The sequence below is a fragment of the Streptosporangium sp. NPDC000396 genome, assembly GCF_042898655.1.
Classification (GTDB): domain Bacteria; phylum Actinomycetota; class Actinomycetes; order Streptosporangiales; family Streptosporangiaceae; genus Streptosporangium.
Map to the genome: position 1 here is coordinate 29,263 of NZ_JBIAZA010000034.1, position 14,759 is coordinate 44,021.

At 67.4% G+C, this 14,759-nt stretch carries 15 protein-coding genes and 1 pseudogene; 10 read left to right on the plus strand and 6 right to left on the minus strand.

The window, feature by feature from the left end; genetic code table 11:
* Positions 1-502 precede the first annotated feature (502 nt).
* The 3 genes from ACFY2X_RS38620 (at position 503) to ACFY2X_RS38630 (ending at position 2,901) form a co-directional block, all read left to right on the plus strand.
* Positions 503-1,009, plus strand: a complete 507-nt coding sequence (locus ACFY2X_RS38620) for a hypothetical protein (RefSeq protein ID WP_389948041.1) — start codon at positions 503-505, stop codon at positions 1,007-1,009.
* A 118-nt stretch (positions 1,010-1,127) separates the two neighbouring features.
* The gene (locus ACFY2X_RS38625; RefSeq protein WP_389948042.1) at positions 1,128-1,721 is read left to right on the plus strand and encodes a hypothetical protein; all 594 of its coding nucleotides are present in this window, start codon (positions 1,128-1,130) and stop codon (positions 1,719-1,721) included.
* Complete coding sequence (locus tag ACFY2X_RS38630; protein ID WP_389948043.1) at positions 1,714-2,901, plus strand: MAB_1171c family putative transporter; 1,188 nt, start codon at positions 1,714-1,716, stop codon at positions 2,899-2,901. The genes ACFY2X_RS38625 and ACFY2X_RS38630 overlap by 8 nt, the downstream gene beginning before the upstream one ends.
* Before the next feature lie 146 nt (positions 2,902-3,047).
* Here the strand turns inward: ACFY2X_RS38630 and ACFY2X_RS38635 are convergent.
* From ACFY2X_RS38635 to ACFY2X_RS38650, 4 genes and pseudogenes are all read right to left on the minus strand, one after another.
* Positions 3,048-3,566, minus strand: a pseudogene (locus ACFY2X_RS38635) (HNH endonuclease family protein).
* Positions 3,523-3,774 carry a hypothetical protein gene (locus ACFY2X_RS38640; protein ID WP_389948117.1) on the minus strand — a complete coding sequence of 84 codons (252 nt, stop codon included), beginning with the start codon at positions 3,772-3,774 and terminating at the stop codon, positions 3,523-3,525. The pseudogene ACFY2X_RS38635 and the gene ACFY2X_RS38640 overlap by 44 nt, the downstream one beginning before the upstream one ends.
* 319 nt (positions 3,775-4,093) lie before the next feature.
* Positions 4,094-4,300, minus strand: coding sequence for a cold-shock protein (locus ACFY2X_RS38645; RefSeq protein WP_389948044.1), 207 nt, complete (start codon positions 4,298-4,300; stop codon positions 4,094-4,096).
* A gap of 273 nt (positions 4,301-4,573) precedes the next feature.
* Positions 4,574-4,753 (minus strand): hypothetical protein, encoded by a 180-nt coding sequence (locus tag ACFY2X_RS38650; RefSeq protein WP_389948045.1) that lies wholly within the window; start codon positions 4,751-4,753, stop codon positions 4,574-4,576.
* A 356-nt stretch (positions 4,754-5,109) separates the two neighbouring features.
* On the opposite strand from ACFY2X_RS38650, the gene ACFY2X_RS38655 reads away from it, so the two are divergent.
* Positions 5,110-5,379, plus strand: coding sequence for a hypothetical protein (locus tag ACFY2X_RS38655; RefSeq protein WP_389948046.1), 270 nt, complete (start codon positions 5,110-5,112; stop codon positions 5,377-5,379).
* Positions 5,380-5,480: 101 nt separating this feature from the next.
* On the opposite strand, the gene ACFY2X_RS38660 is transcribed toward ACFY2X_RS38655, so the two are convergent.
* Both ACFY2X_RS38660 and ACFY2X_RS38665 read right to left on the minus strand, forming a co-directional pair.
* A complete protein-coding gene (locus ACFY2X_RS38660) occupies positions 5,481-5,786 on the minus strand; it encodes a hypothetical protein (protein WP_389948047.1) in 306 nt (101 codons plus the stop codon).
* 378 nt (positions 5,787-6,164) lie between these two features.
* Positions 6,165-6,458 carry a putative quinol monooxygenase gene (locus tag ACFY2X_RS38665; RefSeq protein WP_389948048.1) on the minus strand — a complete coding sequence of 98 codons (294 nt, stop codon included), beginning with the start codon at positions 6,456-6,458 and terminating at the stop codon, positions 6,165-6,167.
* A 195-nt stretch (positions 6,459-6,653) separates the two neighbouring features.
* On the opposite strand from ACFY2X_RS38665, the gene ACFY2X_RS38670 reads away from it, so the two are divergent.
* The 6 genes from ACFY2X_RS38670 to ACFY2X_RS38695 all read left to right on the plus strand — a co-directional run bounded on the left by ACFY2X_RS38670 (position 6,654) and on the right by ACFY2X_RS38695 (position 14,645).
* Positions 6,654-8,099, plus strand: coding sequence for an MFS transporter (locus ACFY2X_RS38670; protein ID WP_389948049.1), 1,446 nt, complete (start codon positions 6,654-6,656; stop codon positions 8,097-8,099).
* 39 nt (positions 8,100-8,138) lie between these two features.
* Positions 8,139-9,719 (plus strand): FGGY family carbohydrate kinase, encoded by a 1,581-nt coding sequence (locus ACFY2X_RS38675; protein WP_389948050.1) that lies wholly within the window; start codon positions 8,139-8,141, stop codon positions 9,717-9,719.
* Entirely contained in the window at positions 9,716-11,389 is a 1,674-nt protein-coding gene (locus ACFY2X_RS38680) for an FAD-dependent oxidoreductase (RefSeq protein WP_389948051.1), read from the plus strand. The genes ACFY2X_RS38675 and ACFY2X_RS38680 overlap by 4 nt, the downstream gene beginning before the upstream one ends.
* Positions 11,386-12,948 (plus strand): FAD-binding oxidoreductase, encoded by a 1,563-nt coding sequence (locus ACFY2X_RS38685; protein ID WP_389948052.1) that lies wholly within the window; start codon positions 11,386-11,388, stop codon positions 12,946-12,948. The genes ACFY2X_RS38680 and ACFY2X_RS38685 overlap by 4 nt, the downstream gene beginning before the upstream one ends.
* A gap of 16 nt (positions 12,949-12,964) precedes the next feature.
* Positions 12,965-13,576, plus strand: coding sequence for a glycerol-3-phosphate responsive antiterminator (locus ACFY2X_RS38690; RefSeq protein WP_389948053.1), 612 nt, complete (start codon positions 12,965-12,967; stop codon positions 13,574-13,576).
* A gap of 136 nt (positions 13,577-13,712) precedes the next feature.
* Positions 13,713-14,645 (plus strand): DMT family transporter, encoded by a 933-nt coding sequence (locus ACFY2X_RS38695; RefSeq protein ID WP_389948054.1) that lies wholly within the window; start codon positions 13,713-13,715, stop codon positions 14,643-14,645.
* Positions 14,646-14,759 lie beyond the last annotated feature (114 nt).

A 14,759-nucleotide genomic window follows, 5' to 3' on the forward strand; every position in this document is an offset into this window, starting at 1 on the left:
TTTGGTATCCCTGGCCCGAAGAGGCCTCAAGACAAGGCGGGAGTCATCCCCGGGATCGTGCCCGTTCTGCGTCGCTGATTCGATTCTGCGGTTGGATGAGTTCCGTGGTTCGAGCCCGCCAGGGTGTCCTGATCGCCTTGCGGTGCCGTCGGATCAGGCCAGCCACGCAGGCCATAGCGCTGGCCATCGTGGAGGCGCGCACCGGCGCGCCTGGAGGACGACTGGTTCGATCGCTCCCGTCTGGCTGTGATCGTCGGCGACCCCACGTAGGTGTCCCGATCGCGGCGACTCGTGCCTTGCTGCTCCAGATCACCCGAGGATGAAAAGGCCCAGTTCAGGCCCGTCCCGGACTTGAGGAGAAATCCAGTCGAGGACCGCGCTGCAGCCCACTTAGTCACGGAGCGCAACCAAGGATTCCACGAGAATCGATCCGCTTGTACATTGGTTGACATACTGCTACCGGCTCCGGAGACCCATGCCTACACCCGACAGACCGCTCAGCTTGGCGGAGAAACTGGACACTCTTTTCCAGCTGCGTCTACATCCTGAGCGCGTTAAGGACCCGAATCCCGCTCGACGCCAGTTCTCCTATGGAGAGGTCGTCGAGGCCATCCGGCGGCAGACCGAGGGCCGTGTTCATATCTCCCGTCAGTACTTGCAGATGGTCCGAGAGGGGCAGCGGCCGGGTAATTTGAGCCTGGACAAGGTCGTCGCTCTGGCTAACTTCTTCGGCGTTGATCCGATCTACCTCTACGAGCCCGGTCAGCTAGGCGCGGAAGACGAAGCCCGAGTGGATGCCCAGATCCGCCGCGTCGATGAGCAGCTGAAACTCTTGAGAAGCATGCGGGATAACCAGGTTCAGTGGCTGGTGGGCCGCCTGTTGGATCCTTCACCGCAGGGACGGGAGCGAATCAGCAGGATCATCGAAGCGATCCGCAGCCTGGAGGCTGCCATCGGCCCCGATTCGTCGGCGGCTTCTTCTTCGCCCCCGGACACAACGCGCCGGTGAGCTCGGAAGATGAACCCCGAGAAGTAGACCCTCTGTCCGACGTCCGTATCAGGAGTCTGCGGTGCCCTCTTAGGGTGACGGTGCAATGTGGTGCGATGACGGCCGCGGACTGCCAGGAGTGGCCAAAAGCAAGGACGGTCGAGATGCTGGATGGTTGTCGTTGAAGAGGGCACAGCGCACGCCTTGCGAACTACTGGTCGAGGAGCTGGAGGACACCGAGGTATTGCCCGACCCATTCGACATGGGATTATTCATCAACCGTGTCGAGGAACGACGAGGCCGCCAAATCCGCTTGGTCGCCATGTCGGCGTCTCGCAGCACCCCATGCGGCCTTTACATCAAGTCAAAGTCCACCGACTTCCTGTGTTACACCCATAGCGACTCTCCATTGCACCAATGTCATATCATCCTGCATGAGCTGGGTCATCTCCTACTTGATCACCATGACAGCGGATGGCGCAGCGAGGATCTTCACAGACTTCTCTTGCCTGACCTGGATCCCGGGATGATAAAAAGTGTGCTCTGCCGCAACGGGTACACGAGTCCTGCCGAAGACGAGGCAGAGATGTTCGCCGATCTCATTCTGGCTCCCCGGGCCCTCACGCATAGCTTTAATGCCGTTTCGGCAACCGAACCACCTCCTGACATCGCCGATGTGATCAGAAACATCGAGCGTACTTGGGGCACGCAGGCGGGACGCTTACGTGACTAGTGCGCTTTATTGGACAGAAGCCTTTGTCATCTGGGCTCTCACCGTTCAGACGGTTCGTCACCTGACCGTCCGCCGTCACTCGCCTGCGGCCAGCGCCTCTCTTGCGCATGTGATGGCATTCGCTCTGGGAGCGTTGGTGCAGTCCCCGGACATACGTCCGCGGCTGGACCTTCTGACTGGTATCCACGGTCTCGGGCGCTGGCTGGCGTTCAGCCTCTTCCTCGGCTCGACGGCAGCGTTCTGGCTGATGATCGCCTACGTGACGCGCCGCCGAGACAGCCACCCTCCACGGGTTCGAACTCGCTTGCTCTGGGCAGCAGGCGCAATCACGGTCATGGGCGTGCTACTTCTTGGCTCTGGGTCCCGAGACGACGCGGGCGCCAGCTTCCTTGCCGTCTATGGTAGAAACCTCATGGTTGCCGGGTTCTACCTGACCTTCCTCAGCTACATCGTCACCGTTTTAGTTGACACGCTACGTTTGGCCTGGCGGTACAAGAAGTACGCTCGGCAGCGGTATCTACGAGTGGGGATGCATCTTCTTGTCGCAGGTGACTTCTGCGGCCTGGCATACAGCCTCTATCTGGGGGCCACCGTCGTAACGAGTTACCTGTCCTTGCCACTGCCACCCGGGGCGACCACCTACGCGACGACATATCTCGGCTTCGGCGCCGTAGTTCTCATTCTCGCCGGCCCCACGATCAGCGTGTGGGGGCCCCGACTGGCGGCACCTTGGCGAGCAGCGGCCCAGCGACGGGCGCTGCGCCGTCTCCACCCTCTGTGGCTGGCGTTGACCACCGCGATGCCGTATCTGAGAAGACAGCCGACCCACACGCTTGGTGATGCCGTGGGGTATCGCTTGTACCGCCGTGTGATCGAGATCCGCGACGGTCTGCTCATCCTGGAGCCTTATCGCGATCTGCACCTGGAGCAGCAACCTACGGCGGGTGCGACGATTCACGCCCGCTCCGTCGTCTCAGCCCTGCGCGCGTTCTCAGCCAGCGAGAGCGATGAGGGCGACGGGACGGCCACCCCCTCCTGGGGAGATCGTTTGGAAGCCGACCGGGGAACCGACGATCACAACGGCAAGATGATCGCACCAACGATGCCCCTCATGAGAGACGAAGTCGCCTACCTGACGCAACTGTCCCGTGCTTTCGCACGCCTCCACAAAGGAAGTTGATAGTCGGCACGCCCACCGCCAACTCGTTGCGGCACCAGGGCGAGCACGAGGTCCCAGAGATCGGGCCGGTGAGACGAGAGAACGGGAGGGCCCAGCCTGGAAGACCAGGCTGGGCAATCCGCGCCGGCTCTGACACCGCGCACTTTCTACTGCTGTGCAGAGTCTCCACAGCCCGGTTCGTCGATCAGATGGTCGGCAGATAGCCATACAAGTGCAGCGACTCCGGCCGGCGAACGTGCTCGCCTCTCCATCGCCGCACTGTCCCACGCTTCGACCCCCGCGAACTCAGCACTGAACTGCAGCTTGGCGTGAGCCGCCAATGCGTTTCTCTTGACCGTCCAAGCCAGGTTTGAGACGTCCTGATTGAAATCAGAGGTCACCGGCATGAGAACGCCCATGCGGTACACCAACTATTCTCGTTGCTGAACGGCCAACGGATGCAGATTCTCACCTGGCAGGACCCCGTGGTCTCGCCATGACTGGGGCATCACATGTTCGATCTGCAGACGGTCGTAGTCGAACATCGCGGACTCGGTTCTTGGATTGTCACGCTGCATCCGCTCATCGATGGCACCGAGCAACATCCTGACCCGCTCTTGCGTCAGCACACCGTAGAACGGCCTATTGACGAAAGCGTCTTCCAGTCGTCCCGTGGCCGATTCCACTGTAAACGTTCCGGTAGTCGGCGCCGTACTCTTTCAACTCCGCCAGTACGTCCGGAGTCTTACGGTCAGCGTTGTCGAGATAGCGGTGCACCTCGCTGTAGAGGTGACCGATGTTTGCTTCGTCCGCGGACACAGCCGTCAGCCAGCTGGACAGCAAGATGTCGCGATCCTTGCGGGGCCGCCGCCGTTCGGCCTCACGTCCGTTCAATCCCCGCCTCCGTTCCGGAGGGATCGCGGACGGGATCGACATCCACCGCTCCCAGGCCAGCCCCAACGGCCGAGTTTCGGGCGCCCACAGACTCGCCCCGGTCTCTCACGGCGAACTGTGCACTACATCAGTAGGCGCGCGGACAGTTCGCCCGCTGAAAAGGTTACGCCGGAAGGCGCGAGCGCTGTCGTTTCACGGACCGAGAGCGCTGTCGTTTCACGGACGGAAGGCGGCATGACGCCACACGACATCCTGGGGAACATGGTCCGGGCCTGCACCCCGGTGGGGGTGCAGGCCCGGACTCATGGTGCGCGCTGGGTCAGGCGGTGACGATGTTCTCCGCCTGCGGGCCCTTCTGGCCCTGGACGACGTCGAAGGACACCTTCTGCCCTTCGGTCAGCTCACGGTAGCCGCCGTTGGACACGATGTTGGAGTAGTGCGCGAAGACGTCGGCGCCGCCGCCGTCCTGCGCGATGAAGCCGAAGCCCTTTTCGGAGTTGAACCACTTCACGGTTCCGGTTGCCATGTCGATCTCCTTCAGATAAGTGCAGAAACCAACGAAATTCGCACCGTGCGAAATCCGTGTCGCCGCGATGAGCCCATCCGGAAATGACCGGCAAACAAAAACGCGCCCGAGGATCATACTCTGTCGGGCGCGCACAAAGTCCTTATGGGTACCAAAACTGCAACGTGTGCCAGTGTAGCACACGCTTCTGTGCAGCGCGACGAGGCCGTTCTCGTTCATCCCCACTCGGCACACCTGAACATGCCTGGATTGACCACCGACCGCCAGTCGATCTCACCGTCGACCTTCCTTGCGGAGCCCCACCGTGTACCCCAGCACGTGGTGGAAGACCGCCCGCTTGCGTCGGCAGGTCGAGGTGGCCGCCGCCGTACCGCCCAGGAGCAGCACCAGAGTCTCCAGGGTCACCCGCGTGCGCTCGGCCTCCTCCAGAGCTCTCAAAGACAGCGAGGCCACCTCAACCACCACTCACTGGAGCCAAGGCTTCGGAATACGAGGAATACGAGTACAGCCCCCACGATCGCCTGATGTGGGCCGGTCACCGCTCAGGGTGGGACGATCGACGGTCCGGGGTTCCGTTCTCAACCCGGGCCCCCGAGGCAACAAGCGTCTCTCCGTAGCAGAACAGGGAGAGCGTCAACAGACTTGATCATGTGCCGCAGGCGGGCCGGACCCCGCAGGGAAGCCGGGCCGACGGTCCACAGACACCGTCACGACCTCCGGCCCAAACACTGCCGAGCCCTTCCGAGGGATCTGACCTCAGCCTATATTGGTGCAGCTTTGACTTGATCCAAGAGGACGGGAGCAGTCACATGATCGACATGCTGTATCACCCCTTGCCCTTGACCCTTGGCGGATTGATATTTTTGACGTTATTCCTGGTCCTACGCCGCACACGACTACGCTCTCACTATCTGTTGTTGCCAGCTGTGGCTTGGTTCCTGGCCGCTCTTGACGAGTGGTATATGAGCACCTACTACCCTCATATGAATATTCGCGTCGAGGCGCTGCTCTTTCTGGCACTGATGGTGGTTGCGACACCGGTTGGCATTCTGCTGGCAGCGCTGCCTCGTCGATCATAATCGCCGTGATTCGAATGCCAGTACGCGCCGGAACTCGGCGAACGTCCACGGACACCGCATCCTCAGATCAGGTCTTCTGCCCTTGATCGAGTCGACCTCTTTTAATCCGTAGGTTCCGACCGGTCTCGGTCGGGGACAAGATTGAAGTCGGCTTCGACGAGCACCGCGATGGCGGCTTCCATGTGGTCACGTGTGACCTGATCGATCACGATGAGGTTGGGTTCCCTAAAGAAACTCGCCCGGCTCCTCAGCTCGTCGGCGATCGTTTGTCCGAGCCGGATCGGATCGTAGAAAACCGGCCGGTAGCTTTGCCCGTTCCACTCCACCAGAACATCCGCGAACCATCCCTTGTCCTCGATGATGGGAGCCTCTTCATCGAAGTAGTCCGGCCAATGCATGCTGTACACGGCGCGAGCATATCGACGACCGCGCCGCAGGCGATCGGCCGCCAGTTGCAGTCCCCGTTGCGGCCCGCCTCCGTTCCAGGCTGTTCAAGGTGGATCGCTCGGCACCTTGGTCCTGGGCGCCGACGCACGCAACATCGACACCGTCCTCATCGCCGGCCAAGTCCGCAATGGGACGGCCTTCTCCTCGACGTGGACCTGGACAGACTGCGCCGCGACGTGCAAGCCTCCCGCGAGCACCTCGCGTGCCGCACCGCGGCCGCCCGGTGAGTCCTTGGGCAAGACCCGTGCCGTACGCCCAGGCGGCGCACCTGGGGTGACTGGATCGCGCTCGGCAAGAGTGGCTTCGTCCACGGGCGAGCGGGCGAGCGGGCGGGCGGGTCAGGGGTCGAGGGGCTCGTAGGTGACGACCTCTCGGGAGGCGAGGCGGGCCAGGCAGTCGCCGACGACGTATTTCTGGAAGTGGGCGGAGGCGCGGTGTGCCTCGAAGGCCGCGGCGTCGACGTACTGCTCGTAGATCATGAACCGTCGGGGGTCGTCGGTGGAGACATGGGCCTGGTAGCCGAGGTTGCCCGGTTCCTGGCGCGACAGCGGGGTGATGATCCGGATGATGTCCGCGACGGCGTTCTCCTCGCCGTCGCGGGCGGTCCACACAGCTTGCACGACATAGGTCATGACGGGTGACTTTAGGGCGAATGTCGCGACACCTCACAACCAGCCCGTGATGCTTGACAAATCGGACAGTTCGCTAATAACGTCCCGTCAACCGACAGGCACAGACGAAGACATCCCTGTCAGTGGTCTTCGTCTGTGCTTTTTGTCGTTCTCGGACCGCTGGCAAGGGATTCACCCCCCGAAAGGCGGCTGAGCATGAACGACGGCTCCGCTAACACGAGTAACACGAGAACAGCGGTCATCGGCAACGCGGGCGACGCGGCCAACCTCATCGACACCCTCAAGAGCCTGAACGGCAGGGCGAACTGGATCTGGTTCCTCGCCCTGGCGGGCCTGTTCCTTGACGCCTACTCCAACGCGGCGCTGGGGGCCGGCCTGGTCCCCATGGTGAAGCAGCTGGGCCTGTCACCCACACAGGTCGGCGTGCTCACCGCGATGGCTCCGGCGATCGCCATCATCTCCAATCCCTTCGGCGGCTGGCTCGCCGCGCGGATCGGCCGGGTAAGGCCGCTGCTGATGACGAAGGTCGTCTTCGCGATCGGCGCGCTGCTGACCGCGGCCGGCTCGAACTTCCAGACGGTCTTCGCCGGGCGGGCCCTGGTGGGCATCGCCTACGGCATGGACTTCGCGGTGGCGATGGCCCTGCTCGCCGAGTACACCCCCGCCTCTCTCAAGGGCAGGCTCAACTTCTGGCAGGGCGTCTGGTACACCGCGACGACCAGCAACCTCCTGCTCACCCTGCTGTTCTACAGGTTCGACGTCGGCGCCGACATCTGGCGCTGGTCCGTCGGCTCGTCGGCCGCCTTCGCGCTCATCCTGTTCGTCCTGCAGCTGACCTTCCTGGTCGAGAGTCCCACCTGGCTTGCCGCCAAGGGCAGGCTGCGGGAGTCCGCGGCGAACCTGCGCCGGATGTACGGCTTCGCCGTACAGGAAGGGCCGCAGGAGACCGGGCCGGAACAGGACCCCTCCCACCAGGTCGGGTTCCGGGACGCGGGTGTCCTCTTCCGCAAGCCCTACCTGCCCAGGACCGTGCTGTCGACCGTCATCTCCCTCACCCAGGCCATGCAGTACTTCGCCGTGGGCTGGTACCTGCCGGTGATCAGCCTTGAGCTGTTCGGCAAGGAGTTCGAGAAGGCGACGCTCGGTGCCATGGCCTTCAACGCGGTCGGCATCGTCGGCGGCTGCCTGTCGGCCTACGCGGGCCGCCGGCTCGGCCTGCGGGTCAGTTCGATGTCCGGCTACGCCGTGGTGTTCGTCACCCTGCTGGTCATGGGCGCGACGTTCAAGCAGCTGCCCGTCGCGCTGGCCGCGCTGCTGCCGGTGCTGTTCATCTTCTTCCACTCCGCCGGCCCCGGCCCCAACGGCAAGTCGATCGCGGCACTGTCGTACCGCAGCGACATCCGCACGCTGGGCACCGGCGTGACCGGCATGCTCGGCAGCCTCGGATCGGTTGCGGGCCTGTACCTGTTCCCGCAGCTTCAGGCGGGTATCGGAGTGGGCAGCAGCCTGATGGTCCTGTCAGTGGTGCCGCTGGTGGGCCTGCTCACCTGCATGGCGATCAAGTGGGACCCGACCCGCGCCGCGGTGAACCTGGAGGAAGAGGCGATCAGCCTCCAGCAGCGCACGACGGCGTCGGTCTGAACGGTGTCCGGCTCGGACACGATGAAAGGACCTTCGCGGATGACAAGGGAACGCCTCCGAGGCGTACTCAGCATCGATGAGGGCACCACGGGCACCCGGGCCGCCGTCGTCCTCGGCGACGGCGGCACCGCACCACCCGCGTACCTGCCCCTCTCGGTCCGCTCGCCCGACCATCTGCGGGTCGAGCAGGACGCGACGGAGATCTGGGCGAACACCGTCAGGGTCTGCCGTGAGGCGCTGGACTGGGCGGCCGCGCACCGGGTGGAGATCACCGGGGTGTCGGTCTCCACCCAGCGCGCCACGGTGCTGCTGTGGGACACGGTGACCGGCTCCCCGCTGAGCCAGGCCGTGGTGTGGCAGGACCGCCGGTACGCCGCCCGGCTGCGGGAGTGGGAGCCGGAGTGGGACGCGCACCTGGTCGAGCACACCGGCCGGCCGGTCGGCTCCCGGGCGCCGCTGCTGTGGGCGGCGGAGGAGGTCGCCGGTAACGCGGCCGCCCGCCGGGCCCACGGCGAGGGCAGGCTGGCCTTCGGCTCGATCGACACCTGGCTGGTCTGGAAGCTCACCGGGGGTGCGCGCCATGTCATGTCGGCCACGAACGCCGTGGCCGCGGGTGCCTACGATCTGCGGACGGGCGACTGGCACGAGCCGTGGGTCGAGTTCCTCGGCTGCCCGCGCGACGTGCTGCCGGAGATCGTCGACGACGACGGCGACTTCGGCGCCACCGATCCGTCCGTTCTCGGCGTGCGGCTGCCCATCCTGTCCGTCATGGGCGACCAGCACGCGGCGATGATCGCGCTCGGTGCTCACCGGCCAGGCCAGGCCACGACCGTCCACGGGACCGGCACGTTCCTCGACGCCGTCGCGGGCGACCGGCCGCCCGTCCACCGCCGTCAGGTGCCGGGGGTGCTCACCCTCGTCGGCTGGCGGTCGCGGGGCACGTCCGTGTTCAGTTTGGAGGGCTACGCCTCGACGACCGGGTCGGCGATGCGGTGGCTGTGCGAGGAGATCGGGCTGTTCGACTCGCCGGCCCAGCTGGCCGAACTCGCCCGCGAGCACACCGGGCCGGCCCGGGTGATGTTCCTGCCCGCGCTGGCGGGGCTGCGGACACCGGTCTGGTCGCCGGAGGCCACGGGGATCCTCACCGGGCTCAGCCTGTCCACGACCCGGGCGGAGCTGGCCCGCGGCATCCTCAACGGCTTCGCGCACTCGGTGTGCGACCTGCTGGAAGGCGTGGAGGAGGTCATGGGCAGGCCGGTCACCGACCTGTTCTGCGGAGGCGGGCTCGCCGGCAGCGACGTGTTGATGTCCGGCCAGGCGGATCTGATCGGCCGGCCGGTACGGCGTGCCCGCGATCACGAGACCGCCAGCCTCCGCGGCGTCGCCTACCTCGGCGGCGTACGGGCCGGGCTGTGGCCGAGCGTCTCGGCGGCCGTCGCCGGGCTCCAAGCGGCCCCCGTCTTCGAACCCACCCTTTCCGAGGCCGAGCGCCTGGAGGCCCGCGCCGCATGGCGCGACCTGCTGGCTCGCCACATCATCACCGCCGGGCCCGGAGCCCGGCCACCGGGACCGGGCTCCCCCGGTCCCGAACCCGACGCACAGGAGGAATCAACCTCGTGATCCGGCTTCCCGAACGCAAGGCGAGGTCAGAGACGAAGAGCGCCATCCGCCGTACCGCGCTCGCACTCGACCGCCGGGGGCAGATCGAACGGCTCGCCTCCCGGCCCGTGGACGTGCTCGTCGTAGGCGGCGGAATCACCGGCTGTTACACCGCGCTGGACGCCGTTACCCGCGGCCTGACCGTGGCGCTCGTGGAACGAGACGACTTCGCGTCGGGCACGTCGTCCAAGTCGTCGAAGATGGTGCACGGCGGCCTGCGGTACATCGAGCAGGGGAACCTGCCGCTGGTCCGGCGTTCGCTGCTGGAGCGGCAGCGGTTCCGCCGCAACGCGCCGCACCTGGTGCAGCGGCTGCCGTTCGTCTTTCCCGTGCTCGCCCAGGACGGCGTCTTCGACGCGCGCATCGCCAAGGCTTTCGAGGGCCTGCTGTGGACGTACGACCTCGCGGGAGGGTGGCGCATCGGCAGGCTGCACCAGCGGCTCAGCGTGCCCGAGGTCCTCGCCCGCGCCCCACGGCTGCGCGCCGAACAACTCAAGGGCGGACTGCTCTACTACGACAGCCGCACCGACGACGCGCGCCTGACCCTGACGATCGCGCGGACCGCGGCGCACTTCGGGGCGACCGTGCTCAACGGCGCCGCCTGCCGCGGCCTCGTCCGCGAGGGCGGCAGGGTGCGCGGCGCGACCGTCGAGGTCGACGGCAGGGAGATCGACGTGCGGGCGGGTGTCGTGATCAACGCCACCGGGGTCTGGTCGGACACGCTCGACGCCCTGTCGGATCCCGGCCACCGGCCCCGGATCCGTCCCGCCAAGGGAGTGCACATCGTGGTGCCATGGACCCGGCTGCCCATCGACGGCACCGTGACCGTGCCCATCCCCGGCCGGGCCCGCCGCGCGACCTGCACCCGCTGGGGGGACGTGGTCGTGGTCGGGACGACGGACACCGACTACGACGGCTCCCTGGAGCACGTGCTGTGCACCAGGGAGGAGATGCAGTACCTCCTCGACGGGGCCAACACCGCCTTCGACGCCGGCCTCACCCCCGAGGACGTGGTCGGCTCGATCGCCGGGCTCCGCCCCCTGGTCGGCGGCAAGGAGGGAGCCACGCTCGACATGAGCCGCGACCATCGCATCTCGACCGACGCGCACGGGCTCGTCACCGTCACCGGCGGGAAGCTCACCACCAGCCGCCACATGGGCGAGCTCGTGGTCGACGCGGCCCTGAAGGTGCTCGGCCGCAGGGCCCGATGCCGTACGGCACACCTGCCCCTGCTGGGAGGCGCCGGCTACGACGCGGAGGCCACCTCGGCCACCGGAGGGCTCGGCGCCCACCTTGGACAGCGGTACGGAACCGAGGCCCGCTTCGTCACCGACCTCCTCAGCGAGGACCCATCCCTGGCCGAGCCGATCGTCGAGGGCACCGCGCACCTGCGGGCCGAGGTGGTCTACGCGGCCAGATGCGAGCTGGCGCGGACCGTCGACGACGTGCTGTCGCGCCGCACCCGCATGCGGGTGTTCGCCCGTGACCTGTCGGTCAAGGCGGCCCCGGAGGTCGGCCGGCTGCTCCAGAGGGAGCTCGGGCTGTCCGACGACGAGGTCGCCCGGCAGATCGACGACTACCTCTCCGGCATCGACCGCGAGAAGACCGTACTGATGGAGGGACTTACATGATCAGCAGGCAGACCATCACCCATCCGTTCAACCGGGGCGACTACGTCGTCGGCGCGCCCACCCCGCCGCGCTGGGCCGCCGACTGCCCGCCCGGCGCGGGGAAGGCCAGCCTGCAGACCGCCGTGGTCGAGGTTCCCGGCACGGTCGTCGCCGAGCTGCGCGCGATCGCCGCCGCCGTGCACACCGAGCGGGACGAGGTGATCGTGCGCACCCGCGACTGGTGGGCGGGCACGTCCATCGGCGAGACGGACGGCCACCCCGCCACCCCCGACGCCGTGATCGTCGAGGCGGCGGACGAGGAGCAGGTGGCCGCGGTCGTCAGGCTCTGCCACGCGCACGGCATCCCCCTGACGGTCTCGGCCGGCCGCAGCAACGTCCTCGGCGCCGCCCTGCCGGTGTTCGGCGGGGTCGTGCTGGACGTCTGCCGGCTCAACCGGATCATCTCCTTCGACGCCGAGTCGATGATCGTCGAGGTGCAGGCCGGCATGTTCGGCGACCTTTTCGAGAAGGAGTTGCAGGAGACGTACGGTGCCACCACCGGGCACTGGCCGTCCGCCTTCGCCATCTCGACGGTCGGCGGCTGGGCGGCCTGCCGGGGGGCCGGCCAGCTGTCCACCCGGTACGGGAAGATCGAGGACATGGTCGTCGGGCTGGACGTGGTGCTGCCCGACGGGAGCACCGCCGGCTACGGCACCTACCCGCGGGCCGCCGTCGGCCCGGACCTGCGCCAGCTGTTCATCGGCTCCGAGGGCACGCTCGGCGTGATCACCCGGCTGCGGCTGCGCACCCACCGGCTGCCCGACTACGCGGTGGGGCTCGCGTACGGCTTCGACACGTTCGCCGCGGGGCTCGACGCCTGCAGGGAGATCCTCCAGCGGGGCGCCACCCCCGCGGTGCTGCGCCTGTACGACGCCCACGAGAGCGGCACCCACTTCGGCGAGCGGGACACCAACCTGCTGCTCATCGCCGACGAGGGAGACCCCGCGCTGGTGGACGCGACCATGGCGGTGGTCGAGAAGGTCTGCGGGGAGCGGGCGGCGGTGACGCTCGACGGCGACGCGATCCTCGCCCGCTGGCTGGACGAGCGGATGCTCGTCGGCAAGTCCGGCGACGGCTTCGCCAAGGGCCCCGGCTTCGTCGCCGACACCTGCGAGATCGCCGCGCCGTGGTCGTCGCTGCCGGCGATCTACGACGAGGTGGTGACGGCCATCGAGGCGGTCCCCGGAACGCTGCGCGCCTCCGCGCACCAGTCGCACGCCTACACCGACGGCGCCTGCCTGTACTTCTCGCTGCGCGGCGACGTGGAACGGGCTCGCCGCCGCGAGTGGTACCAGGCCGCCTGGGACGCCGCCAACGAGGTGCTCATCCGGCACGGCGCCGCGATCAGCCACCACCACGGCGTCGGACTGCTGCGCTCGCCGTACGTCGAACGCTCGCTGGGCAGCGGCTTCGGCACTCTGATGGCGGTCAAGCAGGCCCTCGACCCTGAGGGAATCATGAACCCGGGGAAGCTGGGACTGCCCAGCCGATTCCAGGCCGACACATCCGAGCAGGGCTGACGCATAAGGTGGACCGGTGAACCCTCGTCCGAAACGTCCCATGGATCGGCGCCTGCTGGCCGCGCTCGCGGAACACCCCGTGATGGCGTCGCTGGTCGGCGTGGAGATGGCGGACCGGTTCACCACCACCTCGACCCCGCTCGGCATCCTCGCCTCGGTCCCGCTCGGCGATCTGGAGGCGACCGTCCAGCGGACCCTCGCCGCGGGCAAGATCGTGTTCGTCAACATGGACTCGACCCCCGGTCTGGGCCACGACCCCGGCGCCCTGACCTACCTCAAGAAGATCGGGGCGATCGGGATCTGCTCCACCCGCGCGGCGATCATCGAACGGGCCGGCAGCCTGGGCCTGCTGGCCATGCAGAAGGTGTTCGTGACCGATCGTTCCAACTTGCACCGCAGCCTCCAGGCCATCGCCCGATCCCACCCTGACCTGGTCCAGCTCATGCCCGCGGTCGTGCTGCGCTACGTGGAGCAGCAGGCCAGGGACCTCGGGGTGCCGTACCTGGCCGCCGGGTTCGTCCAGGGTGAGGCGGACGTGGTCGAGGCACTCCGCCACGGCGCCGCCGGGGTCTGCACCTCGGACAAGGCCCTGTGGGAGCTGCGCCGGTCGGCCCTGCGCGCCTCCTGAACCACCTCCCGCAGTCTCGCTGTCCCGCCGTCCCGCTCTCTCGCTGTCCGCTTCGACGCGCGTGCGAGTCAGGTGCCGGCCAGCCCTCAGCCGCCGCGTGTGTCCTCACGGGTGGGTCTCACGGAAGGACGACTCGTTGACGCCGGTCACCACGGATCTGTCCGGACACCCACCCGGGCCGCCATCCGGCGCGAAAGAGCGTGCGGGCGGTGGCTCGCGGCTGACGGCGGTCGCGCCCGCCGTGTTCGTCGTGCTCTGGAGCAGCGCCTTCATCGCCGGCATTCCGGGGGTCGCGGCCGCTCCCCCGCTGCTGCTGATGTTCGCACGCTTCGCCCTGGCCGGGGTGCTGCTCGCCGGCTACGCCCTGATCACCCGCGCGCCCTGGCCGCGCGGCCGGGCCGCGGCGCACATCGCCGTCTCCGGCCTGCTGATCCAGGCCGTGCAGTTCGGCAGCTTCTACACCGCGCTCGGCATGGGCTTTCCCGCCGCGGTCGTCTCCCTCGTCCAGGGACTCAGCCCCGTCGTCATCGTGCTGGCCATGCGCCTGCTCGGCGAGACGGTCACCCGGCGGCAGGGGCTCGGCTTCGCCCTCGGCGCGGCCGGTGTCGTCCTCGCGGTGGCCGACCGGGTGAGCCTGTCCGTCTGGGGCGTGGTGCTGTGCCTGGTCGGGTTGCTCGGGTTGAGCGCCGGCACCCTCTACCAGAAGCGGTTCGTCCCCGACATGGACGTGCGTACCGGAACCGCGGTGCAGCTTCTCGTCAGCGCCCCTGCGGTCGGGCTGGCCTGCGTGGCGGTCGAGACCCCACGGGTGTCGGACTGGGCGGCGTTCGGCGCGTCCGTGGCCTGGATGGTGCTGGTCAACTCCATCGCGGCGTTCATCCTGCTCAACATGATGCTGCTCCGCTCGTCCGCCAGCCGGGTGAGCACGGTGTTCTTCCTGACCCCCTCGGTGACGGCGGTGCTGGCCTGGCTCCTGGTCGGCCAGTCGCTGCATCCGCTCGCCGTCACCGGGCTCGTCCTCGGCGGCGCCGGCGTCCTGCTCGCCAATCACCGGGCCACCACGGCGTGAGGGGGATCGGCCCGACGCCGCCTCGTGTGCAGGGGGTGGCCGCCATTGCCAGAAGCCGCCCGACATCCAGCCAACGGCTCCGGCCATGCCGGTACCCGCCCGACGAACCGATCG